The 23,036-nt window shown below is 68.0% G+C and carries 18 protein-coding genes and 1 tRNA gene; 10 read left to right on the top strand and 9 right to left on the bottom strand.

Annotated elements, in window-relative coordinates; all coding sequences use genetic code 11:
- The first annotated feature begins 159 nt into the window (after positions 1 to 159).
- From ACFC79_RS13505 to ACFC79_RS13535, 7 genes are all read left to right on the top strand, one after another.
- Positions 160 to 636 (top strand): class I SAM-dependent methyltransferase, encoded by a 477-nt coding sequence (locus ACFC79_RS13505; protein ID WP_376239577.1) that lies wholly within the window; start codon positions 160 to 162, stop codon positions 634 to 636.
- A 295-nt stretch (positions 637 to 931) separates the two neighbouring features.
- Positions 932 to 1,402 (top strand): PaaI family thioesterase, encoded by a 471-nt coding sequence (locus tag ACFC79_RS13510; protein ID WP_376239163.1) that lies wholly within the window; start codon positions 932 to 934, stop codon positions 1,400 to 1,402.
- Between the two features lie 675 nt (positions 1,403 to 2,077).
- Positions 2,078 to 3,286 carry a branched-chain amino acid ABC transporter substrate-binding protein gene (locus tag ACFC79_RS13515; protein ID WP_376239580.1) on the top strand — a complete coding sequence of 403 codons (1,209 nt, stop codon included), beginning with the start codon at positions 2,078 to 2,080 and terminating at the stop codon, positions 3,284 to 3,286.
- Positions 3,287 to 3,403: 117 nt separating this feature from the next.
- Positions 3,404 to 4,333, top strand: a complete 930-nt coding sequence (locus ACFC79_RS13520) for a branched-chain amino acid ABC transporter permease (RefSeq protein WP_376239166.1) — start codon at positions 3,404 to 3,406, stop codon at positions 4,331 to 4,333.
- A 5-nt stretch (positions 4,334 to 4,338) separates the two neighbouring features.
- Positions 4,339 to 6,123, top strand: a complete 1,785-nt coding sequence (locus tag ACFC79_RS13525) for a branched-chain amino acid ABC transporter permease (protein WP_376239168.1) — start codon at positions 4,339 to 4,341, stop codon at positions 6,121 to 6,123.
- Between the two features lie 5 nt (positions 6,124 to 6,128).
- The gene (locus ACFC79_RS13530; RefSeq protein WP_376239582.1) at positions 6,129 to 7,067 is read left to right on the top strand and encodes an ABC transporter ATP-binding protein; all 939 of its coding nucleotides are present in this window, start codon (positions 6,129 to 6,131) and stop codon (positions 7,065 to 7,067) included.
- Entirely contained in the window at positions 7,064 to 7,780 is a 717-nt protein-coding gene (locus ACFC79_RS13535; protein ID WP_376239171.1) for an ABC transporter ATP-binding protein, read from the top strand. The genes ACFC79_RS13530 and ACFC79_RS13535 overlap by 4 nt, the downstream gene beginning before the upstream one ends.
- Positions 7,781 to 7,882: 102 nt before the next feature.
- On the opposite strand, the gene ACFC79_RS13540 is transcribed toward ACFC79_RS13535, so the two are convergent.
- Complete coding sequence (locus tag ACFC79_RS13540; RefSeq protein WP_376239172.1) at positions 7,883 to 8,542, bottom strand: ANTAR domain-containing response regulator; 660 nt, start codon at positions 8,540 to 8,542, stop codon at positions 7,883 to 7,885.
- A 98-nt stretch (positions 8,543 to 8,640) separates the two neighbouring features.
- Between ACFC79_RS13540 and ACFC79_RS13545 the strand changes: the two genes are divergently transcribed.
- Positions 8,641 to 8,715: transfer RNA gene (locus ACFC79_RS13545), tRNA-Leu, on the top strand.
- Positions 8,716 to 8,824: 109 nt separating this feature from the next.
- Positions 8,825 to 9,589: a transcriptional regulator gene (locus tag ACFC79_RS13550; RefSeq protein ID WP_376239174.1), complete on the top strand. Its 765-nt coding sequence runs from the start codon at positions 8,825 to 8,827 to the stop codon at positions 9,587 to 9,589.
- 20 nt (positions 9,590 to 9,609) lie between these two features.
- Here ACFC79_RS13550 and pyk read toward each other — a convergent pair whose 3' ends face one another.
- Positions 9,610 to 11,043 carry a pyruvate kinase gene (gene pyk / locus ACFC79_RS13555; RefSeq protein WP_376239176.1) on the bottom strand — a complete coding sequence of 478 codons (1,434 nt, stop codon included), beginning with the start codon at positions 11,041 to 11,043 and terminating at the stop codon, positions 9,610 to 9,612.
- Positions 11,044 to 11,170: 127 nt separating this feature from the next.
- Positions 11,171 to 11,872 (bottom strand): SIMPL domain-containing protein, encoded by a 702-nt coding sequence (locus tag ACFC79_RS13560; RefSeq protein ID WP_376239179.1) that lies wholly within the window; start codon positions 11,870 to 11,872, stop codon positions 11,171 to 11,173.
- Between the two features lie 199 nt (positions 11,873 to 12,071).
- Here ACFC79_RS13560 and ACFC79_RS13565 point away from each other — a divergent pair, with 199 nt between their 5' ends.
- A complete protein-coding gene (locus ACFC79_RS13565; protein WP_376239181.1) occupies positions 12,072 to 13,889 on the top strand; it encodes a bifunctional metallophosphatase/5'-nucleotidase in 1,818 nt (605 codons plus the stop codon).
- 150 nt (positions 13,890 to 14,039) lie between these two features.
- Here the strand turns inward: ACFC79_RS13565 and ACFC79_RS13570 are convergent, their stop codons facing one another.
- The 6 genes from ACFC79_RS13570 to ACFC79_RS13595 all read right to left on the bottom strand — a co-directional run bounded on the left by ACFC79_RS13570 (position 14,040) and on the right by ACFC79_RS13595 (position 22,833).
- Positions 14,040 to 15,446: a lysine N(6)-hydroxylase/L-ornithine N(5)-oxygenase family protein gene (locus tag ACFC79_RS13570; protein ID WP_376239183.1), complete on the bottom strand. Its 1,407-nt coding sequence runs from the start codon at positions 15,444 to 15,446 to the stop codon at positions 14,040 to 14,042.
- Complete coding sequence (locus tag ACFC79_RS13575; RefSeq protein ID WP_376239185.1) at positions 15,443 to 16,843, bottom strand: pyridoxal phosphate-dependent decarboxylase family protein; 1,401 nt, start codon at positions 16,841 to 16,843, stop codon at positions 15,443 to 15,445. The genes ACFC79_RS13570 and ACFC79_RS13575 overlap by 4 nt, the downstream gene beginning before the upstream one ends.
- A 313-nt stretch (positions 16,844 to 17,156) precedes the next feature.
- Positions 17,157 to 19,679, bottom strand: coding sequence for an aminopeptidase N (gene pepN / locus ACFC79_RS13580; RefSeq protein ID WP_376239188.1), 2,523 nt, complete (start codon positions 19,677 to 19,679; stop codon positions 17,157 to 17,159).
- Between the two features lie 294 nt (positions 19,680 to 19,973).
- A complete protein-coding gene (gene dmpG / locus ACFC79_RS13585; protein ID WP_376239191.1) occupies positions 19,974 to 21,056 on the bottom strand; it encodes a 4-hydroxy-2-oxovalerate aldolase in 1,083 nt (360 codons plus the stop codon).
- Positions 21,053 to 22,009 carry an acetaldehyde dehydrogenase (acetylating) gene (locus tag ACFC79_RS13590; RefSeq protein ID WP_376239584.1) on the bottom strand — a complete coding sequence of 319 codons (957 nt, stop codon included), beginning with the start codon at positions 22,007 to 22,009 and terminating at the stop codon, positions 21,053 to 21,055. Before ACFC79_RS13590 ends, dmpG begins: the two co-directional genes overlap by 4 nt.
- Positions 22,010 to 22,017: 8 nt before the next feature.
- Positions 22,018 to 22,833, bottom strand: a complete 816-nt coding sequence (locus tag ACFC79_RS13595; protein WP_376239193.1) for a 2-keto-4-pentenoate hydratase — start codon at positions 22,831 to 22,833, stop codon at positions 22,018 to 22,020.
- Positions 22,834 to 23,036: the final 203 nt, after the last annotated feature.

Raw genomic sequence — 23,036 nt, forward strand, 5'->3', positions numbered from 1 at the left:
CGGCGCGAGCGAGCGGAAGGGAAACACCATGACGGACGAGCAGGCCGGCGCACCCGACAACACCGCACTACGGGTCGCCCTCTGGCGGGCGATGCACGTCCAGGTGGATCCCCCGAGATCGACCGGCCCGCCACCCAGCCCTGGAAACGCCGTCGCCTCATCGAACTCGGCTACGGCATCCCCGACCGGCTCCGCCTGGTTCCGGTGGACTTCGAGGGCGGCGACTCCTGGCCCGAGCAGCTGGCCGCCGCCGGATTCGACAGCACCCGGCCCGCGGTCGTCGTCTCCACCGGCGTCACCATGTACCTCACCCGGGACGCCACCGCCGCCACCCTGCGCCGGATCGCCGGGCTCGCCCCGGGCACCACGCTCGCCATGACCTTCCTGCCGCCACCCGAACTCGTCGCCCCCGCCGACCGCCCCGGCCTCCGGACGAGCAAGGAAGGCCCCCAGACGTCCGGAACACCGTTCCTCAGCTTCTGCACCCCGCAGGACATGCTGTCCCTGGCCCACGAAGCGGGCTTCGCCGACGCACGGCACGTACCGGGGTCCCTGCTCGCCGATCGCTACTTCGCCGATCGCGGCGACGGTCTGCGCCCGTCGAGCGGAGAGGACTTCCTGCCGGCCACCACCTGACCACCTGCCCCGCGCCCGGAGCGGAAGCCGGACCGGGGACCGGCCAGGGACGGGACGGGAACGGGACGGGGACGGGGCCGGGGACCGGCCAGGGACGGGCCGGGGACGGACCGGGGACCGGCCAGGGACGGGGACGGGGACGGGGCGAGGCCAGGAACAGGAGCGGGAGCGAGGCCGCGCCCCCGTCCCACCTCCCTCCACGACTCAGCTACTAAGCGCCCGCTCAGCCGTCTGATATGAACGGTGCAGACAGCACCGAACCACGAACCACCGCAGACGATCGGAGCCGGACCCCATGGGCGAGCACACCACACCCACGTTCCCCCAGGAGATCATCGACGAGTACGCCGCACTCGGCGTCGACCTCCCCGCCCTCTTCTCCGCCGGCCACCTCGGCGAACGCATGGGCGTCACGATCGTCGAAGCGTCCGCCGACAGGGTCGTCGGCACCATGCCCGTCGAGGGCAACACCCAGCCGTACGGCCTGCTCCACGGCGGCGCCTCCGCCGTCCTCGCCGAAACCCTCGGCTCGGTCGGCTCCATGCTCCACGGCGGCGCCACGAAGATCGCCGTCGGCGTCGACCTGAACTGCACCCACCACCGCGGCGTCCGCAGCGGACTCGTCACGGGCACCGCCACCCCCGTGCACCGCGGCCGCTCCACCGCCACCTACGAAATCGTCATCACCGACGAACACGACAAGCGGGTCTGCACCGCCCGCCTCACCTGCCTGCTCCGCGACGCACCACGCCCCGACGCCGCCTGACCGAAACACAACACATCACGCCGCACACCCCACCTCCCCTGCCCGACCGGAACACAATCCGGTCGGGCAGCCGCATTCCCGCACACAACCACCAAGCAAACAAGCACAGTTGAGCAATAACCCCAGTCAACTCCCTTGACCGCGCAACCCCTTGTATGGCCCACTCGGCACGCCAACCACCCTGACCACCCACCCCACACACGCAACACCGCGTCGAACACATCACGTCAAAAATTACCCTGCGTAACCATCATGCGGTGCGTGCAGGCCACAAAACACACCCCGGACCCGGCCCCGAAACAGACCGGACACCCCGCCGCGCCCACCCGCGCCCACCCGCCTCCCCACAACGCGCGACAGCAGCAAGATCCCCTCAAGCCCCTTAGCAGAGCTGCGCGTTCTCACCATGCGGTCAATTCCACCGGCCGGTAAAAAGCCGTACATGTCCGCACAGCCACCTCAAGCCTTGCTCAAGGGCATAACAAGAAAGTCACATCCTGCGGCGGACCCACCCCGCACCACCACGCCTGCGCCTAGAGTCACGGCCAGTCACCGCGCCGCCGGGCGCGTCATCGAGCACGGCCCTGTACCAACCCGTACGGCCCGGCGAACGAAACGGCACCTCATGCAGAGGAGGCCGCGCCAGGGAAAGGACCTTTCGTGCGACACCGTTCTTTGCTCATACTCACCACAGCGCTCACCACAGGAGCACTGACACTCACGGCCTGCGGGTCGCGCGACGACAACAACAGCAGCGGCGACGGAGACACCAAAACCGTCGTCATCGGCCTCGACGCCCCCATCACCGGCGACCTGTCCGCCCTCGGCCTCGGCATCAAGAACTCCGCCGACCTCGCCGCCAAAACGGCCAACAAGGAAAAAATCGTCCCCGGCATCACCTTCGAGGTCAAGCCGCTCGACGACCAGGCGCAGCCCTCCGTCGGCCAGCAGAACGCACAGAAGTTCATCGACGACAAGAACGTCGTCGGCGTCGTCGGCCCCCTCAACTCCGGCGTCTCCCAGTCGATGCAGAAGCCGCTCAACGACGCCGGCCTCACCCAGGTCTCCCCCGCCAACACCGGCACCGAACTCACCCAGGGCGAGAACTGGAAGACCGGCGACAAGAAGCGCCCCTTCAAGACCTACTTCCGCACCGCCACCACGGACCAGATCCAGGGCGCCTTCGCCGCGAAGTACCTCTTCAACAACGCGAAGATCAACCAGGTCTACCTCATCGACGACCAGAAGCCCTACGGCGCCGGCCTCGCCGCCTCCTTCAAGAACACCTTCACCGCCCTCGGCGGCAAGATCGTCGGCACCGACCACGTCAACCCCGACGACCGCGACTTCAACGCCGTCGTCACCCAGGTCAAGAAGTCCGGCGCCAAGGCCGTCTACTACGGCGGCGAATACCCCGCCGGCGCACCCCTGAGCCAGCAGCTCAAGGACAGCGTCCAAATCCCGCTCATGGGCGGCGACGGCATGTACAGCGCCGACTTCATCAAGCTCAACAAGAAGGCCCAGGGCGACATCGCCACCTCCGTCGGCAAGCCCGTCGAAGAACTCGAATCCGCCAAGAAGTTCATCGCGGACTACAAGACCGCCGGATACAAGGACGCCTACGAGGCCTACGGCGGCGGCACCTACGACGCCACCTGGTCCATCATCGAGGCCGTCAAGATCGCCGTCGCCGACAACAACGGCAAGGCCCCCGACGACCTCCGCGCCAAGGTCCTCGAAGCCATGGCCAAGGTCAAGTTCGAAGGCGTCACCGGCCCCGTCTCCTTCGACGAATTCGGCGACACCACCAACACCATGATGACCGCCTACCAGGTCGACGGCGGCAAGTGGACTTCCAAGCTCAGCGAGGTCTACAAGCCCTGACCCCCACCCCACCCAGCCCTCCCGGGCACCCGCACTGAAGCAGAACCCAGACCGCGCGGGAGCGCTACCAGCGCCCCGCGCGGTGCCATATCCGAACCACTCCACGGAGGCCCTGCGGTGAACGAACTGCCGCAACAGCTGGCCAATGGACTCATCCTCGGCGCGATGTACGGACTCATCGCGATCGGCTACACGATGGTCTACGGAATCATCCAGCTCATCAACTTCGCCCACGGCGAAATCTTCATGATCGGAGGCTTCGGAGCACTCACCGTGTACCTCTGGATGCCGGCCGGCGTCTCCCTCCTCGCGATCATCCCACTCATGATCATCGGCGGCGTCATATGCTCCGTCGCCGTCAGCACCGCCGCCGAACGCTTCGCCTACCGGCCCCTGCGCGGCGCACCCCGACTCGCCCCCCTCATCACCGCCATCGGGCTCTCCCTCGCACTCCAGCAAGCCATCTGGAAGTGGTACCCCGACGCCAAGAAGGACCGGTCCTTCCCCCAATTCAAGGGAGAAGCCCTCGACATCCTCGGCGCCCACATCCAACGCGGTGACCTCTTCGTCCTCATCACCGCACCCCTCTGCATGCTCGCCCTCGGCCTCTTCGTCTCCAAGACCCGCACCGGCCGCGGCATGCAAGCCACCAGCCAGGACCCCGACACCGCCAAACTCATGGGCATCAACACCGACCGCATCATCGTCATGGCCTTCGCCATCGGTGCCGCGTTCGCCGCCGTCGCCGCCGTCGCCTACGGACTCAAAAACGGCCAGATCGGCTTCAAAATGGGCTTCATCATGGGCCTCAAAGCCTTCACCGCAGCCGTACTCGGCGGCATCGGCAACATCTACGGCGCCATGCTCGGCGGAGTCGTCCTCGGCATCGCCGAATCCCTCGCCACCGGCTACATGAGCAACGTCCCCGGCATGGAACTCTTCGGCGGCGGCGCCTGGAAGGACGTATGGGCCTTCGTCCTCCTCATCATCGTCCTGCTGCTCCGCCCCCAGGGCCTGCTCGGCGAACGCGTCGCGGATCGGGCGTGATACCGATGACCACCAACCACACCACCACGGCACCCCTCCTCCCCATCCCCGCGAACGCGGCCCGCATCGGCACCCTCACCGGCGCCGCCGTCGCACTCGCCGGCACCTTCCTCGCCTGGACCTGGACCAAACAATTCCCCGGCGACCTCACCGTCACCGGCTACCCCGGCGGCCTCCAAGTCCTCACCCTCATCGGCGCCGCACTCACCCTGCTGATCACACTCTCCGGATACGGCATCCGCGGCCTCGGCTGGCTCACCCCCGGCGGCACCAACAGCCCCGCCCGCCTCCTCGCCCTCGGCACCCTCGGCACCACCGGCTACGCCATCGGCGCCATCTCCTACGCCCTCGGCGGCGTCGTCAACCTCGAACCCGGCGCCTGGGTCAGCACCGCCGGCGCCCTCATCGCCGCCATCGCCGCACTCGGCCTCCCCGGCGACCAACCCCACACCACCACCGGCGCCACCGCCTGGGAACGCTTCCGCGAAAGCCTCCGCGCCCCCACCGCCCCCCGCGCCAAGGCCCTCCCCGACTGGGCCGAAATCCTCATCGTCGTCGCCGCGTTCGGCATCGGCCTCTACGTCTTCACCTACGGCATCGACACCGACTACACCGAACTCTTCATCGGCTTCCTCATCACCACCGGCTTCGCCTTCACCGCACTCCACCGGGCAGGACTCATCTCCCGCCTCACCGCACTCACCGCGAAGCACCGCAACATCACCCTCACCGCCGCCCTCGTCGCAGCCGTCTGCTTCCCCTTCACCCAGCAGAAAGAGGAATACGCGCTCATCGGCGCCAACATCCTCATCTTCGGCACCGTCGCACTCGGCCTCAACGTCGTCGTCGGCCTCGCCGGCCTCCTCGACCTCGGCTACGTAGCCTTCCTCGGCGTCGGCGCCTACGCCGCAGCCCTGGTATCCGGCTCCACCATGTCCGCCATCGGCGTCGAATTCCCCTTCTGGGCCGCCGTACTCACCGGAGCCGCCGCCTCACTCGTCTTCGGCGTCCTCATCGGCGCACCCACACTCCGACTCCGCGGCGACTACCTCGCCATCGTCACCCTCGGCTTCGGCGAAATCTTCCGCCTCACCGTCAACAACCTCAACGGCAACAGCGGACCCGACCTCACCAACGGCTCCCAAGGCATCCCCAGCATCCCCGACCTCAACCTCTTCGGATTCGACTTCGGCACCAAACACGACATCCTCGGCTTCACCCTCGGCAGGTCCGCCAACTACTACCTGCTGATGCTCGTCTTCACCGCCGTCGTCGTCCTCGTCTTCCGCCGCTCCGGAGAATCCCGCATCGGCCGCGCCTGGGTCGCCATCCGCGAAGACGAAACCGCCGCCACCGCCATGGGCATCAACGCCTTCCGGCTCAAACTCATCGCCTTCGCCCTCGGCGCCACCCTCGCCGGACTCGCCGGAACCGTCCAAGCACACGTCAACTACACCGTGACACCCGAGCAATACCAGTTCGCCGGCTCCGTCCCACCCAACTCCGCCTTCCTCCTCGCCGCAGTCATCCTCGGCGGCATGGGAACCCTCAGCGGACCCCTCATCGGCGCCGCACTCCTCTACCTCATCCCGGCCAAACTCCAATTCATGCAGGACTACCAGCTCTTCCTCTTCGGCGTCGCCCTCATCCTCCTGATGCGCCTGCGCCCCGAAGGACTGGTCGCCGACCGCAGGAAACAACTCGAATTCCACGAGACCGACCAGCCCGACGTACCGGAACCACACCGGCCCGAAGAGACCGGCACCGGCATCGCCAAGGCGGGGGCGTGACCACCATGACCACCACCACGAAAACCGCCACCACCGTCCTCGACGCCAACGGCGTCACCATGCGCTTCGGTGGCCTCACCGCCGTACGCGGCGTCGACCTCACCGTCAACGCAGGCGAGATCGTCGGACTCATCGGCCCCAACGGCGCCGGCAAGACCACCTTCTTCAACTGCCTCACCGGCCTCTACGTCCCCACCGAGGGCAAGGTCAGCTACAAGGGCACCGTCCTGCCCCCCAAGCCCCACCTCGTCACCCAGGCAGGCATCGCCCGCACCTTCCAGAACATCCGGCTCTTCGCCAACATGACCGTCCTGGAAAACGTCCTCGTCGGACGACACACCCGGACCAAGGAAGGCCTCTGGTCAGCCCTCCTGCGCCTCCCCGGCTTCACCAGAGCCGAACAGGCAAGCCGCGAACGCGCCATGGAACTCCTGGAGTTCATCGGCCTCGCCGACAAGGCCGACCACCTCGCGCGCAACCTCCCCTACGGCGACCAGCGCAAACTGGAAATCGCCCGCGCACTCGCCAGCGAACCCGGCCTCCTGCTCCTCGACGAACCCACCGCCGGCATGAACCCCCAGGAAACCCGCGTCACCGAAGAACTCATCTTCGCCATCCGGGACCAGGGCATCGCCGTCCTCGTCATCGAGCACGACATGCGGTTCATCTTCAACCTCTGCGACCGCGTCGCCGTCCTCGTCCAGGGCGAAAAACTCGTCGAAGGCACCGCCGACGTCGTCCAGAGCGACGAACGCGTCGTCGCCGCCTACCTCGGCACCCCCTTCGAAGGCGCCCCCGGCGCCGAGGAAGTCGCCGAAGTCGAGGCCGCCGAAGCCGGCGCCACCACCAAGACGACACACTCGACCGACACCACCACCGAACCCACCGAACCCACCGAACCCACCGACGCCACCACCGGCAACGAGGAGGAGGACGCCCGATGACCACACTTCTCGAAGTCGAGGACCTCCGCGTCGCCTACGGCAAGATCGAAGCCGTCAAAGGCATCTCCTTCACCGTCGAAGCCGGCCAGATCGTCACCCTCATCGGCACCAACGGCGCCGGCAAGACCACCACCCTGCGCACCCTCTCCGGACTGCTCAAACCAGCCGGAGGCCGCATCACCTTCGACGGCCGCCCACTCGGCAACGTCCCCGCCCACAAGATCGTCTCCCTGGGCCTCGCCCACTCCCCCGAGGGACGCCACATCTTCCCCCGGCTGACGATCACCGAGAACCTCCAGCTCGGCGCCTACCTCCGCAGCGACAAAGCAGGCATCGAGAAAGACATCCAGCGCGCCTACGACCTCTTCCCCATCCTCGGGGAACGCCGAAAGCAGGCAGCCGGAACCCTCTCGGGCGGCGAACAGCAGATGCTCGCCATGGGCAGGGCCCTCATGTGCCAGCCCAAGCTCCTCATGCTCGACGAACCCTCCATGGGCCTCTCCCCGATCATGATGCAGAAGATCATGGAGACCATCGTCGAGCTCAAGGCCCAGGGCACCACCATCCTGCTCGTCGAACAGAACGCCCAAGCCGCACTCTCCCTCGCCGACCAGGGCCACGTCATGGAAGTCGGCAAGATCGTCCTCTCCGGCACCGGCACGGACCTCCTGCACGACGAATCCGTCCGCAAGGCCTACCTCGGCGAGGACTGACCGCTCACACACCGAGTGGCCCCACCCATGGAAGGGGCCCGCCCCCGGATTCACCGATCCGGACGCGGGCCCCTCCCCATGCACGCACACGCGCACATACGCCTACTCCGCAGCCTTCTTCTCCTCGGCCTTCTTCTCCTCGGCATCCGCGATCAACGCCTCGGCAAGCTGCTGCATCGACAGCCGACGATCCATCGACGTCTTCTGGATCCACCGGAACGCGGCAGGCTCCGACAGCCCATAATCCGTCTGCAGAATGCTCTTCGCCCGGTCCACCAGCTTCCGCGTCTCCAGCCGCTGCGCGAGGTCCGCGACCTCGCTCTCCAGCGCCTTCAGCTCCGCGAACCGCGACACCGCCATCTCGATGGCCGGCACCACGTCGCTCTTGCTGAACGGCTTCACCAGATACGCCATCGCCCCCGCGTCCCGGGCCCGCTCCACGAGATCCCGCTGCGAGAACGCGGTAAGCATCAGAACCGGCGCGATGGACTCCTCCGCGATCTTCTCCGCCGCGGAGATCCCGTCCAGGATGGGCATCTTCACATCCAGGATGACCAGGTCCGGCCGGTGCTCCCGGGCCAGCTCGACGGCTTTCTGCCCGTCACCGGCCTCGCCGACGACCGCGTAGCCCTCTTCCTCCAGCATCTCCTTGAGATCGAGACGGATGAGCGCCTCGTCCTCGGCGATGACGACACGCGTCGTCATCGGCGGAACGTGCGACTTGTCGTCGTCGGCGGGCTGGGGCGACTCGGGGGTTGTCACGGTGCTCCTCGTTCCAGAACGGTACTACTGCCAAGCAGCCTACCCAGCTGGGGTAAGGTAGGTGCCCAGCGGGTTGAAGGAAACCTTCGATTCGTCGAGCCCCGGTAGTCCAATTGGTTAGAGACAATGGATTCAAAACCCATCCAGTGTCGGTTCGAGTCCGACTCGGGGCACTTTTCCTTCATTTCGAAGGCTGTAAGCCGATAGCGGGACTTCACTTGATCGTGTGACTGTTTCATGGAGTCCACCTTCACACATGACACTCGGACCAAAATCGGCTGCGTGTACGACCTCGATACGCGTCGACGGGCTTTGGCCCTCATCGACCAGGGCTTCAGTCAGAACTCCGTGAGCAAGCAGACGGGAATCTCTCGCGCCGCCATCCGTTCATGGCAGACACGGATAGAACCCCTGCGCTGCGGACCGTCCGCAACCTGCCCCATGTGCAGCGACCCACCGGGCGATCTCGAAGCCCCCTCCGCCTACGTCTACTTACTGGGCCTCTACCTCGGCGACGGATGCATCAACCGCACCAAGCAAGGCGTGTACTCCCTCCGCATCGCGTGCGCTGACGCCTGGCCCGGCCTGATCGATGCCTGCTCCGAAGCCGTGCAGGCGGTGCGGCCCGAGAACAAAGTGCTCCGGGTCCAGCGTCAGGGCTGCCAATACGTCACGTGCCACAGCAAGCATTGGCCCTGCTTCTTCCCCCAGCATGGTCCCGGTAAGAAACACGGGCGTGAGATCGCCCTCGAACCATGGCAACGGGGTCTCGTCGACGCCCATCCATGGGAATTCATTCGAGGCCTCATTCATTCCGACGGCTGCCGCGTCATCAACTGGACAACTCGTGTCGTTGCCGGAGAAAAACGTCGTTACGAATACCCGCGCTACTTCTTCACCAACCTGTCCTCCGACATCATCGGGCTGTTCACGGGGGCTCTCGACCTCGTCGGTGCCGAATGGAAGCAGGCCAACTCACGCAACATCTCCGTCGCCCGGCGGGCGTCCGTCGCGCTCATGGACGCCCACGTCGGGCCGAAGTACTGAGTACTGAGTGCTGGCGCGGCCTACCGCGCGCCGTCGTCCTCGCCGATGCGGTGCACCCGGACCAGGTTCGTCGAGCCCGGGAGGCCGGGCGGGGAGCCGGCTGTGATCACGACGACGTCGCCCTCCTGGCAGCGGCCGATCCTGAGCAGCTCCTCGTCGACCTGGGCCACCATCGCGTCCGTCGAGTCGACGTGCGGGCCGAGGAAGGTCTCGACGCCCCAGGTCAGGTTCAGCTGGGAACGGGTGGCCGGGTCGGGGGTGAAGGCAAGGAGCGGGATGGGCGAGCGGTAGCGGGAGAGGCGCCTGACGGTGTCGCCGCTCTGGGTGAAGGCGACCAGGAACTTCGCGCCGAGGAAGTCGCCCATCTCGGCGGCGGCGCGGGCCACGGCGCCGCCCTGGGTGCGGGGCTTGTTGCGCTCGGTGAGGGGCGGGAGGCCCTTGGCGAGGAGGTCCTCCTCGGCGGCCTCGACGATACGGGCCATCGTGCGGACGGTCTCGACGACGTACGTGCCGACGCTGGTCTCGCCGGAGAGCATCACCGCGTCGGTGCCGTCGATGACGGCGTTCGCGACATCGGATGCCTCGGCGCGGGTGGGGCGGGAGTTGTCGATCATCGAGTCGAGCATCTGAGTGGCGACGATGACCGGTTTGGCGTTGCGTTTGGCGAGTTTGATCGCGCGCTTCTGGACGATCGGCACCTGTTCCAGGGGCATTTCGACGCCGAGGTCGCCGCGGGCGACCATGATGCCGTCGAAGGCGGCGACGATGCCTTCGATGTTCTCGACGGCCTGGGGTTTCTCGATTTTGGCGATGACGGGGAGGCGGCGGCCCTCCTCGTCCATGATGCGGTGGACGTCCTCGATGTCGCGTCCGCTGCGCACGAAGGACAGGGCGATGACGTCGGCGCCGGTGCGCAGGGCCCAGCGGAGGTCTTCGATGTCCTTGTCGGAGAGTGCGGGGACGGAGACGGCGACGCCGGGGAGGTTGAGGCCCTTGTGGTCGGAGACCATGCCGCCCTCGACGACGGTGGTGCGCACGAGGGGGCCTTCGACGTCGGTGACTTCGAGGGTGACGCGGCCGTCGTCGACGAGGATGCGTTCGCCGGGGGTGACGTCGGTGGCGAGGCCGTCGTAGGTGGTGCCGCAGGTGTGGCGGTCGCCCTCGATGGGTTCGACGGTGATGGTGAAGGTGTCGCCGCGTTCAAGGAGTACGGGGCCTTCGCGGAAGCGGCCGAGGCGGATCTTCGGGCCTTGAAGGTCGGCGAGGATGCCGACGCTGCGTCCGGTCTCGTCGGCTGCCTTGCGCACACGGCGGTATCGCTCTTCGTGTTCGCCGTAGGTGCCGTGACTGAGGTTGAGGCGGGCGATGTCCATTCCCGCTTCGACGAGTGCCTTGATCCGGTCGTACGAGGTGGTGGCGGGGCCCAGGGTACAAACGATTTTCGCTCGGCGCATGGTTCGACCCTAGACCTTACCTACGGGTAGTTATTTGGCCGCGTGTGACTACCCAACGACCTTTGGATGAAGGGTTGTTGACAAGTATTGAATGGGCGCCGGGGTGCTCGGATGAGCGCTTCTGCTTCTACAGTTTCGGCGGTGCCATGTTGAATCGGGCGTTCACCTGGGCGTAGACGGTCTGGCGTTGGGGTTCGAGGTCGAGGGCCGGTGCGGTGTCGGGTGCGGCGCCGTAGCCGGCGGCGCTGCGCAGGCCGCCGGGCGCGGGGGGCATGGGAAGTGCGGGGGTGGTGTTCTCGGCGCCGAGGTCGGCGAGTTCGACGAGTGCGGTGAGGTGGGAGCCGAGGGCTTCGGCGTATTCGCGGGCGCGCTGGACGGCTTCGTGCACGGCGTGGCGGCGGGCGGCGGCGTGGGCGGGCGAGTCGGGGCGCAGGGACCACCAGGGACCGTTGACGTGGGTCATGTCGAGGTCGGCGATGCGGGTGGTGAGTTCGCCGAGGGCGGTGAAGTCGTTGAGGACGGCGGTGATGTGGACGCGGCCGTGGTAGGCGCGGATTTTTTCGTCGCGGCTGCGTGTGGTGAGTTCGGGGGTGATGGAGAGGGTGCCGGTTTCGAGTTTTTCGACGGCGGGTCCGTAGGTGCGGACGAGTTCGAGGACGGTGTTGTTGCGGCGGGTGAGGTCGTCGAGGGCGGTGCGGCGGTCTTTGCCGCGGGCGCTGACGGTGATGCCGATGCGGGCGGTTTCGGGGTCGACTTCGATGCGGGCTTCGCCTCGGACGGCGACGCGGGGGTGTTCGGGGGTGCCGTAGGGGGCTGGTGTGTCGGTCATGGTTCCACTGTCGCATCGGGGTCGGACAGCGGGTGGTCATCAGATCGACACGTGTGGGGGGTGTTGCGGGGTGTGGGTCCTGGGTCATTATCTACGCGCGTTGTGCGCGGTGGGAGCTGCGTCGCGCGTGCGCTGGTCCGGGCGGGAACCGGGTGGCGCGAGAACCGAGTTGTGCGAGATATGGGATGTGGGAGACGAAATGCCGCTGAATCGTAGGGCGTTCCTGGGCACGTCGGCGGTTGCCGGTGCCGGTGCGGCGTTGGTGGGTGGTTCCGCTGTTCCGGCTGCGGCGTTCGGTCGTGGGCAGGAGCCTGGTCATGGGCGTGGGCGCCCGTCGAAGCGGTATTCGTTCACCGTGATGGGGACGACCGATCTGCATGGGAATGTGTTCAATTGGGATTATTTCACGGACAAGGAGTTCGACGACAAGGATCACAATGATGTGGGTCTGGCGAAGATCTCCACGTTGGTGGATCAGGTGCGTCGCGAGAAGGGGCGTGGCAACACGCTGTTGATCGACGCGGGTGACACGATTCAGGGCACTCAGTTGTCGTATTACTACGCGAAGGTGGATCCGATCACGGCGCGACGTGGTCCGGTGCATCCGATGGCGCAGGCGATGAATGCGATCGGTTATGACGCGGCGGCGTTGGGGAATCACGAGTTCAACTATGGGATTCCGGTGCTGCGGAAGTTCGAGGAGCAGTGTGATTTTCCGCTGCTGGGTGCGAATGTGCTGGATGCGAAGTCGTTGCGGCCGGCGTTCGCGCCGTATGTGATGAAGCGGATGCGTACGCCGCACGGTCGGGATGTGAGGGTGGCGATTCTTGGGCTGACGAATCCGGGTGTCGCGATCTGGGACAAGGCGAATGTGTCCGGGAAGATGGTGTTTCCGGGGCTGGAGGAGCAGGCGGCGAAGTTTGTGCCGCGGTTGCGTTCGATGGGTGCGGATGTGGTGATCGTTTCGGCGCATTCGGGGAACAGTGGCACGTCGTCGTACGGTGATCAGATTCCGTATGTGGAGAATGCGGCGGGTCTGGTGGCCGAGCAGGTTCCGGGTATTGATGCGATTCTGGTCGGGCATGCGCATCTGGAGATTCCCGAGTATTTCGTGGAGAACAAGCGGACCGGTAAGAAGGTGGTGTTGTCCGAGCCGTTGAAGTGGGGGCAGCGGTTGACGTTGTTCGACTTCGATCTGGTGTGGGAGAAGGGGCGTTGGGTGGTGGAGCGGGCCGGTTCCCGGGTGTTGAACTCGAACACGGTGGCCGAGGATCCGAAGATCACGCGGTTGTTGGCGGATGAGCACGAGAAGGTTGTGGCGTATGTCAATCAGGTGATCGGTACGTCGACGGCGGCGATGTCGACGGCGGAGGCGGCCTGGAAGGACGAGCCGATCATCGATCTGATCAATGTCGTTCAGACGGAGACGGTGAGGTCGGCGTTGGCGGGTGGTGCGTATGCGTCGCTGCCGGTGTTGTCGCAGGCGTCGTGTTTTTCTCGTACGGCGCAGATTCCGGCGGGGAATGTGACGATCAGGGATGCGGCGGGGTTGTATCCGTTCGAGAATACGCTTGAGGCCCGGGTGCTGACGGGTGCGCAGGTCAGGGAGTATCTGGAGTTCTCGGCGCGTTATTACGTGCAGACGGCTGCGGGGGCTCCGGTGGATCCGTCGAAGTTGACGAATGCGGAGAACACTCCTGATTACAACTATGACGCGGTGTCGGGGTTGACGTATGAGATCGACGTTGCGAAGCCGAGTGGTTCGCGGATCGTGAATCTGTCGTTCGAGGGCAAGCCGATCGATCCTGCTGCGGAGTTCGTGCTGGCGGTGAACAACTACCGGGCGAGTGGTGGTGGCAACTTCCCGCATGTGGCGGCTGCCAAGCAGGTGTGGGCGAACTCCGAGGAGATTCGGAACACGATTATCGCGTGGGTGCAGGCGAAGGGTTCGGTGGATGCTTCGCAGTTCGCTTCGGTGGACTGGCGTCTGACGCGGGACGGTGTGCCGGTGTTCTGATGGTCGGGCCGCTCGGGGCGGTGCGGGTGTGGTGTGTGGCGGCCGTCTTCTCTTTCGGGAGGGGGCGGCCGCCTTGTGTGGGGGTGGTTCGTCGTGGCGGCGGGTCGGCGGTGTGGGCGGGGTGGGGCGTGGTGGGTGGGGCGTGGTGGGTCAGTTGTGGTTGCTGAGGGGGGCGGGGATGTGGTTGTGGGTGGGTGCGGGGGGTGTTTGTGGGGTGAGGCCGAAGGTGGTGAAGGCGGTGCGTTGTGGGAGGGGGTAGGGGGTGGTGCCGGTGAGGTGGTTGAGGATGGTGGCGCTGCGCCAGGCGGCGAGGCCGAGGTCGGGGGCGCCGACGCCGTGGGTGTGGCGTTCGGCGTTCTGTACGTAGATGTTGCCGGTGATGGCGGGGTCGAGTTCGAGGCGGTGGTGCTGGTCGATGCGGGGGCGGCCGGAGGTGTCGCGGTGGAGGTGGGGGTGGAGGGCGGTGAGGATGCGGTCGAGGGGGCGTTCCTGGTAGCCGGTGGCGAGGATGACGGCGTCGGTGGTGAGGGTGGTGCGGGTGTTTTGTTGGGTGTGTTCGAGGTGGAGTTCGATGCGGGTGTTGTTGGTGCGTTCTGCGGTGCGTACGGAGACGCCGGGGGTGAGGGTGGTGCGGGGCCAGTCGTCGTGGAGGGTGCGGCGGTAGAGCTCGTCGTGGATGGCGGCGATGGTGTCGGCGTCGATGCCCTTGTGGAGTTGCCATTGGCGGGGGACGAGTTCGTCGCGGACGGATTCGGGGAGGGCGTGGAAGTAGCGGGTGTAGTCGGGGGTGAAGTGTTCGAGGCCGAGTTTGGAGTATTCCATCGGGGCGAATGCCTGGGTGCGGGCGAGCCAGTGGAGGTTTTCGTGGCCGGTGGGGCGGTCGCGGAGGAGGTCGAGGAAGATTTCGGCGCCGGATTGTCCGGAGCCGATGACGGTGATGTGTTCGGCGTTGCGGAGGGTTGTTCGGTGGTGGAGGTAGTCGGCGGAGTGGATGACGGGGGTTGAGGGGTCGTCGGCGAGGGGTTTGAGGGGTTCGGGGATGCGGGGTTCGGTGCCGATGCCGAGGGCGATGTTGCGGGTGTGGGTGCGGCCGAGTGCTTCGGCTTCGCCGTCGGCGTTGAGTTGGGTGTAGTCGACTTCGAAGTGGTGGTGCCGGTCGTTCCAGCGGATGGCTTCGACCTGGTGGCCGAAGTGGAGTGTGGGGAGTTGGTGGGTGACCCAGCGGCAGTAGGCGTCGTATTCGGTGCGTGGGATGTGGAAGCGTTCGGCGAAGTAGAAGGGGTAGAGGCGGTCGCGGGTGCGGAGGTAGTTGAGGAAGGTCCAGGGGTTGGTGGGGTCGGCGAGGGTGACGAGGTCGGCGAGGAAGGGGACTTGGAGGGTGGCTCCGTCGATGAGGAGGCCGGGGTGCCAGTGGAAGGCGGGGCGTTGTTCGTAGAAGGCGGTGGTGAGGGGGTGGAGGGGGTGGGCGAGGGCGGCGAGGGAGAGGTTGAAGGGGCCGATGCCGATGCCGACGAGGTCGTGTGGTTGGCCGGTTGGGGGGGTGGGTCGGTCGGTCATCGGCGGGTGGGGCCTTTCGTGATGTCGGCGGCGGTGTCGGCGACGAGGTCGAGGAGGGTCTGGAGGTCGTGGGGGGTGGTGTGGGGGTTGAGGAGGGTGGCTTTGAGCCAGAGGCGGTTGTCGATGCGGGCGCGGCCGAGTACGGCGTGGCCGCGGGTGAGGAGGGTGCGGCGGATGGTGGCGACGGTGTGGTCGTCGGTGTGGGTGGGGCGGAAGAGGACGGTGGTGATGGTGGGGCGGTCGTGGAGGTCGAGGGCGGGGTGTTTGGTGATGAGGTCGGCGAGGTGGTGGGCGGTGGTGATGGTGTGGTCGATGAGGTCGGCGAGTCCGTCGCGGCCGAGGGCTTTGAGGGTGACGGCGATTTTGAGCGCGTCGGGGCGGCGGGTGGTGCGCAGGGAGCGGCCGAGGAGGTCGGGGAGGCCGGCTTCGGTGTCGTCGTCGGCGTTGAGGTAGGGGGCGTGGTGGTGGAGTGGGTCGAGGTGGGTGTGGTGGGGGACGGCGAGGATGCCTGCGGGTGCGGGTTGCCAGCCGAGTTTGTGGAGGTCGAGGGTGACGCTGTGGGCGAGGTCGAGGCCGTGGAGTTTGTGGCGGTGGGTGGGGCTGAGGAGGAGGGTTCCGCCGTAGGCGGCGTCGATGTGGAGTTCGGCGCCGTAGGTGGCGCAGAGGTCGGCGATGTCGGTGAGGGGGTCGATGCGGCCGGTGTCGGTGGTGCCTGCGGTGGCGGTGACGAGGAGGTGGCGGTGGTGGTGGCGGATGAGGGTGTCGTGGAGTGCGTTGGGGTCCATGACGCCGGTGGGGGCGGGGACGACGAGGGGTTGTGGGAGTCCGAGGAGCCAGGCGGCGCGGGTGATGCTGTGGTGGGCGTTGGCGGCGCAGATGGTTTGTACGGGGCCGTGGCGTTCGCGGGCGAGGAGGAGGGCGAGTTGGTTGGCTTCGGTGCCGCCGGTGGTGATGAGGGCGTCGGGTGTGGGGTGGCGGGGGTAGATCTCGGCGGCGAGGGCGGCGGTGGTTTGGGTTTCGAGGGTGGAGGCTGCGGGTGCCTGGTCCCAGGAGTCCATGGAGGGGTTGAGGGCGGAGGCGGCGAGGTCGGCGGCGGTGGCGAGGGCGAGGGGTGGGGTGTGGAGGTGGGCGGTGCAGAGGGGGTGTGCGGGGTCTGCTGCGCCTTCGGTGAGGGTGGTGATGAGGGTGCGGAGGGCTTCGTGGGGGCCGGTGCCGTGGTCGGGGAGGACGGGGTGGGTGGTGGTGCGGGTGTGGTGGGTGACGGTTTCGGGGCCGCCGGTGGGGAGGGGGCCGTTGCGTCGGTGGGCACCGTCGTGGAGTGCGGTGAGGACGGTGTCGATGAGGGGGCGCAGGGCGGTGGGGCCGGTGGTGGAGCCGGCGAGGGGTGGGGTGGGCACGGCGGCGGGGCCCTTCGGGTGTGGTGTGCGGACATGGGTGTGTGTGTCAGCTTGTCCGGGTTTTCGGGGGCGTGGCCGTGGAGTGCCGTGTTCTGAACTCGTATGGGGGATGTGGGGTGCGTGGGTGGTGGGTGGTGGGTGTTCGGGTGGTAATGGCGTGTGGTGGGCATGGGTGTGCCCGGCGTCTCCCCCGTTGGGGTGGGGGTGGCGCCGGGCACGGTGGGTGGTGCTGTGCGGTCCGGTTGACCGGGTGGGTGATGTGGTGCGGTCCGGTCGACCGGGTGGGTGGTGTGGTGCGGTGGGTGGGGGTCGGTCAGTGGGCTTCGCGTACGGCGAGGGCGCGGCGGAGGTCGTCGATCTGGTCGGTGAGTTTGCGGCGGAGGGCCGGGGTGAGGTGGGGGTCGCCGAGTGCTTGTTCGCCGTGGTGGAGGTTGTCGGTGTCGACGGCGTGCGCGGGGAAGGCGTAGCGGCCTGCGGCTTCGGCGATGGCGGGGCCGCGGCGGGCGGCGAGGCGGGTGGCGTCGGGGTAGTAGCGGGGGATGTAGTCGCGTACGAGGTCGGTCTGTTCGGGTTGCCAGAAGCCTTGGGCGGTGGCGGTGAAGAGGTAGTTGGAGAGGGTGTCGTCGTCGAACAGGGAGTGCCAGGCGGCGGCTTTGGCCTCGGGGGTGGGGAGGGCGGCGCGGCATCGGGCGGCGCCTTCCTGTCCGGTGGCGCTGGGGTCCTGTTCGAGTTCGGTGGCGATGTGGGTTTCGTCGGTGGCGCCGAGGACGGCGAGGCGGGTGAGGATGCGCCAGCGGAGTTCGGGGTCGAGTTCGGGTCCGCCGGGGACGGTGCCGTTGGTGAGCCAGTCCTGGATGGTGTCGGGTTGGGTGGCGGCGTCGATGAGGTGGCGTACGGCGATGAGGCGGAGGCCGGGGTTGTGGCCGTCCTCGGTGCGGCGGATGAGGTCGCGGCAGAGGGCGGTGAGGGTGGCGAGGGCGGCGGGTCGTTTTTCGGGGGTGAGGTAGTGGCCGGTGATGTGGGTGCCGGCGAAGGCGAGTACGCCTTGGGCGAGGGCGAGGTCGGTTTCGTGCGGGAGGTGGGTGCGGGCGGCGTCGAGGTAGGTGGTGGGGGCGAGTTCGCCGTCGCGGACCATGTCGCGGGCGGTGTTCCAGATGACGGCGCGGGTGAGTGCGTCGGGGATGCCGGAGAGGCGGTGCAGGGCGGTGTTCCAGGAGGTGGGGTCGAGGCGGACCTTGGTGTAGCTGAGGTCCTTGTCGTTGAGGACGACGAGGGCGGGGCGGCGGCCGGTCAGGGTGGTGGGGGTGCCGTTGCCGGGGACGTCGATCTCGATGCGTTCGCGCAGGGTGAGGCGTTCGGGTCCGGGGTGGTTGCCGGGGGTGGTGAGGTGGTCGGGTGCGTGGTCGTAGGCGGCGACGGCGATGCGGTGGGGGCGGCTGCCGTGGTGGTCGACGGTGAGGGTCCAGGTGGTGTCGGTTTCCTGGATGCGGGGGGTGAGGGTGTCGACTCCGGTGGTGCGCAGCCAGGCGTCGGCCCAGGCGTGGACGTCGCGGTCGGTGGCGGAGGCGAGGTTGTCGATGAAGTCGGCGAGGGTGGCGTTGGCGAATTTGTGGCGGGCGAAGTGGGTGTTGATGCCGGCCAGGAAGTCCTTCTCGCCGAGCCAGGCGACGAGTTGGCGCAGGGCGGAGGCGCCCTTGGCGTAGGAGATGCCGTCGAAGTTGAGCAGTGCGGCGGCGGTGTCGGGGACGGCGGCGGGGTCGGGGGCGACGGGGTGGGTGGAGGGGCGTTGGTCGGCGTCGTATCCCCAGCCCTTGCGGGCGACTCCGAAGTCGACCCAGGTGTCGGTGAAGCGGGTGGCTTCGGCGAGGGTCTGGTAGCCCATGTATTCGGCGAAGGACTCGTTGAGCCAGATGTCGTCCCACCAGGCGAGGGTGACGAGGTCGCCGAACCACATGTGGGCCATTTCGTGGGCGATGACCATGCCGCGGGTCTGGCGTTCGGTGTCGGTGACGGCGGAGCGGTAGACGAATTCGTCGCGGAAGGTGACGAGTCCGGGGTTCTCCATGGCGCCGGCGTTGAATTCGGGGACGAATGCCTGGTCGTAGGAGTCGAAGGGGTAGGGCTCGTCGAATTTTTCGTGGAAGCGGTCGAAGCAGGCGCGGGTGATGTCGAGGATTTCGTCGGCGTCGGCGTCGAGGTGGGGGGCGAGGGAGCGGCGGCAGTGGATGCCGAAGGGGAGGCCGGCGTGTTCGGTGGTCACGGAGTGCCAGGGGCCGGCGGCGACGGCGACGAGGTAGGTGGAGATGAGGGGGGTGGGGGCGAGGGTCCAGTGTCCGTCGCCCCGGTGGTCGGCGATGCCGTTGCCGAGGACGGTCCAGCCTTCGGGGGCGGTGACGGTGAGGGCGAAGACGGATTTGAGGTCGGGCTGGTCGAAGGCGGCGAAGACGCGTTGGACGTCTTCCATGAAGAGTTGGGTGTAGACGTAGGTCTCGCCGTCGGTGGGGTCGGTGAACCGGTGCATGCCTTCGCCGGTGCGGGAGTAGCGCATGGCGGCGTCGATGCGCAGTTCGTGCGGGCCGGCGGTGAGGGCGGTGAGGGGGAAGCGGTTCTCGACGAGGTCGGCGGGGTCGAGGGGGTGTCCGTCGAGGCTGATGGAGCGCAGGGTGTCCGGCTTGAGTTCGACGAAGGTGTTTCCGGCTTCGGTGGTGGTGAACCGGATGACGGTGCGGGAGTCGAAGGTCTCCTCCCCCGCGGTCAGATCGAGGTCGATCGTGTAGTGGTGCACGTCGAGGAGTTGGGCTCGGGTCTGCGCTTCGTCGCGCGTCAGTACGGACATGTGTCCATGCTGCCGTACGGGTGGGGCGGGGCGCAGGCGGGTTCTCGCAGGGCTGAGTGCTGCGGGGGGCGCGGGTTTCGCGGGGGTCCGGCTGCGGGTTGTGTCGGCTCGGGTGGGGAGGTGGGTGGTTTCCGCCGGGGGGGTGGGCGGCGGCTTTCGTGTGCGGGCCGGGGCCGGCCCGTGCCGACGGGCCGGCCCGTCTCGTGTGCCGGGGCGGGCGGGCCGCCGGTGGGGTCGTGGGGCGGGGGCGCTCCCGGGGTCGGGGGGCGGTGTCGCTCCGGCTGCCCGGTGGGGTCAGTCGCGGGGCGTCGTCTCCTGCGCCGCCTTGAGGTTCAGCAGGTCGAGCGCGATGTCGGTGATCATGTCTTCCTGGCCGCCGACCATCTTGCGGCGGCCGGCCTCGACCAGGATGGCCCGGGTGTCGAGTCCGTAGCGGCGGGCCGCGTTCTCGGCGTGCCGCAGGAAGCTGGAGTACACGCCCGCGTAGCCGAGGGTCAGGGTCTCGCGGTCGACTCGGACCTCGCGGTCCTGCAGCGGACGTACCAGGTCGTCGGCGGCGTCCATGAGCGGGAACAGGTCGCAGCCGTGTTCCCAGCCCATCAGGTCGGCGGCGGCGATGAACGCTTCGAGCGGGGCGTTGCCCGCGCCGGCGCCCTGGCCGGCCAGTGAGGCGTCGACCCGGGTGACGCCGTTTTCGACGGCGACGACCGAATTGGCGACGCCGAGCGCGAGGTTGTGGTGGGCGTGGATGCCGAGTTCCGTCGTGGCGTCCAGCACCTCGCGGTAGGCGAGGGCCCGTTCCCGTACGCCGTCCATGGTGAGTCGGCCGCCGGAGTCGGTGATGTACACGCATTGTGCGCCGTAGGACTCCATCAGCTTTGCCTGGCGGGCGAGTTCGGCGGGCTCGGCCATGTGGGACATCATCAGGAAGCCCGCCACGTCCATGCCGAGTTCGCGGGCGGCCGCGATGTGCTGCGCGGAGATGTCGGCCTCGGTGCAGTGGGTGGCCACGCGTACCGAGCGGATGCCGAGCGCGTGCGCCTGCCGGAGGTCGTGCAGGGTGCCGATGCCCGGCAGCAGCAGGGTGGTGGGGATTGCCTTCTTCGTGGCGTCCGCGACGGCCTCGATCCATTCCCAGTCGGTGTGTGCGCCGACGCCGTAGGTGACGGAGGAGCCGGACAGGCCGTCGCCGTGGGCGATCTCGATCGCGCCGACTCCGGCGTCGTCGAGGGCGGTCGCGATGGTCCGGGCCTGCTCGACGCTGTAGCGGTGGCGGACTGCGTGCATGCCGTCGCGCAGGGTCACGTCCTGGATGTACAGCGGGCCGCGGGGGTGGGGCTGTGCAGTGGTGGCCGCGGTGGTGGTGTGGTCGGTCATCGGGGTGCCACCTTGCTGGAGCGGTGAGCGGCCATGTGCTCCGCGGTGCGCAGAGCGGCCGAGGTCATGATGTCGAGGTTGCCGGCGTAGGCGGGCAAGTAGTGGGCGGCGCCCTCGACTTCGAGGAAGACGGAGACCTTCACGGCTTCCTTTCCGGCGCCTGCGGGGAGCAGCCCGCGCAGCGGGTCGTCGTCGGTGACCCGGTCGAACTGGACGTTCTGCTTGAGGCGGTAGCCGGGTACGTACGTCTGGACGCGGGCGGTCATCTCCTCGACGGAGGCTGTCACGGCGGCGTCGTCGCACTCGCCGACCAGGCAGTACACGGTGTCGCGCATGATGAGCGGTGGTTCGGCCGGGTTGAGGACGATGATCGCCTTGCCGCGGGCGGCGCCGCCGACCTTCTCGATGGCCGAGGAGGTGGTCTCGGTGAACTCGTCGATGTTGGCGCGGGTGCCGGGTCCGGCGGAGCGGGACGAGATGGAGGCGACGATCTCTCCGTAGTGGACCGGGGTGACGGCGTTGATGGCGGCGACCACGGGGATTGTGGCCTGTCCACCGCAGGTCACCATGTTGACGTTGTTGGCGCCGAGGTGTTCGCCGAGGTTGACGGGCGGGACCACGTAGGGGCCGATCGCGGCCGGGGTGAGGTCGACGACGGTGCGGCCGGCGGCGCGGAGCACCTGGTCGTGGTAGCGGTGCGCGCCTGCGGACGTGGCGTCGAAGACGATCTGGACCTCGGCGAACTCGTCCATCTCCAGCAGGCCGTCGACGCCTTCGTGGGTGGTGGCGACCTTCAGTCGGCGGGCACGTGCGAGGCCGTCGGATGCCGGGTCGATGCCGGCCATCGCCGCGATTTCCAGGCGGTCCGAGAGCCTCAGGACCTTGATCATGAGGTCGGTGCCGATGTTCCCGGAGCCGATCACCGCGACCTTGGTGCGGCCGCCGTCCGTCATTGCGCTGCTCAACTCTGGTCTCCCTGTTCGGGGGCGGCGAAGCCGACCCGTACGGAACCGAGGCCCGAGATCCGGGCCTCGAAGGTGTCGCCGGGCGCCGCGACGGCCATCGGACCGAGCGCTCCGGTGAGGACGATGTCTCCGGCCCGCAGTGGGTCTCCCATAGCGGCGAGGGTGGACGCCAGCCAGACCGCGGCGTTCAGCGGGCCGTCGAGGCAGTCCGAGCCGGTGCCCTCGGAGACCTTCTCGCCGTCGCGGGTCATGGTCATCCGGACTCCGCGCAGGTCCACGGCGGTCAGTGGCACGGGGGCGCCGCCGAGGACGAACAGTCCGCAGGAGGCGTTGTCGGCGATGGTGTCGACGAGGCTGATGTCCCAGTCCGCGATCCGGCTGTCGACGATCTCCAGGGCGGGCAGGGCGAAGTCGACCGCGCGGATCACGTCGGCGACCGTCGGCTGCGGGTGCGGGAGACCGGTGCCCAGCACCAGGGCCACCTCGGCCTCCACCTTGGGCTGGAGAAGCCGGCCGGCCGGGACGGTGCCGCCGTCGGGGACGGCCATGTCGGACAGGAGTGCGCCGAAGTCCGGCCGGTCGACGCCGAGCTGGCGCTGGACGGCCGGCGAGGTCAGGCCGATCTTGCGGCCCACGATGCGGCGGTCGCCGGTGAGGCTCGACTCGATGGTGCGGCGCTGCACGGCGTATGCGGAGGCCACGTCCCCGGTGTCGAAGAGATCGCGTACGGGTGGGCAGGGGATGCCGGACCGCGCGGCCTCGGCCAGAGCCTCGGCCGCTTGGGCGACGGCGGCGAACGGTGCGGCGGTCACGGGGTACCTCCGGGGAAGGGAAGGGGGCAGGGGTGCGGGAACGCGTCGTCGGCGTGGCGCGGGCGCCGCCGGGACTCCGGTATAGACGTCGGGGCGGTGCCTGCGCCAAGGGTCGTTCCGCGACATGGAACGGTGTCGGCGAATTCCGTGGGCGGGTGCGGTCGTCCTGTCGGCCGGCCCGGGGACCTGCTGTTTCGTGTGAC

Source organism: Streptomyces sp. NPDC056061 (assembly GCF_042266885.1).
Classification (GTDB): domain Bacteria; phylum Actinomycetota; class Actinomycetes; order Streptomycetales; family Streptomycetaceae; genus Streptomyces.

Bases quoted from the DNA above. Each gene is read 5' to 3' on its own strand.
- ACFC79_RS13510 (WP_376239163.1), top strand. From the start codon at position 932: ATGGGCGAGCACACCACACCCACGTTCCCCCAGGAGATCATCGACGAG.
- ACFC79_RS13525 (WP_376239168.1), top strand. From the start codon at position 4,339: ATGACCACCAACCACACCACCACGGCACCCCTCCTCCCCATCCCCGCG.
- ACFC79_RS13530 (WP_376239582.1), top strand. From the start codon at position 6,129: ATGACCACCACCACGAAAACCGCCACCACCGTCCTCGACGCCAACGGC.
- ACFC79_RS13535 (WP_376239171.1), top strand. From the start codon at position 7,064: ATGACCACACTTCTCGAAGTCGAGGACCTCCGCGTCGCCTACGGCAAG.
- pyk (WP_376239176.1), bottom strand. From the start codon at position 11,043: ATGCGCCGAGCGAAAATCGTTTGTACCCTGGGCCCCGCCACCACCTCG.
- ACFC79_RS13560 (WP_376239179.1), bottom strand. From the start codon at position 11,872: ATGACCGACACACCAGCCCCCTACGGCACCCCCGAACACCCCCGCGTC.
- ACFC79_RS13565 (WP_376239181.1), top strand. From the start codon at position 12,072: ATGCCGCTGAATCGTAGGGCGTTCCTGGGCACGTCGGCGGTTGCCGGT.
- ACFC79_RS13570 (WP_376239183.1), bottom strand. From the start codon at position 15,446: ATGACCGACCGACCCACCCCCCCAACCGGCCAACCACACGACCTCGTC.
- pepN (WP_376239188.1), bottom strand. From the start codon at position 19,679: ATGTCCGTACTGACGCGCGACGAAGCGCAGACCCGAGCCCAACTCCTC.
- dmpG (WP_376239191.1), bottom strand. From the start codon at position 21,056: ATGACCGACCACACCACCACCGCGGCCACCACTGCACAGCCCCACCCC.
- ACFC79_RS13590 (WP_376239584.1), bottom strand. From the start codon at position 22,009: ATGACGGACGGCGGCCGCACCAAGGTCGCGGTGATCGGCTCCGGGAAC.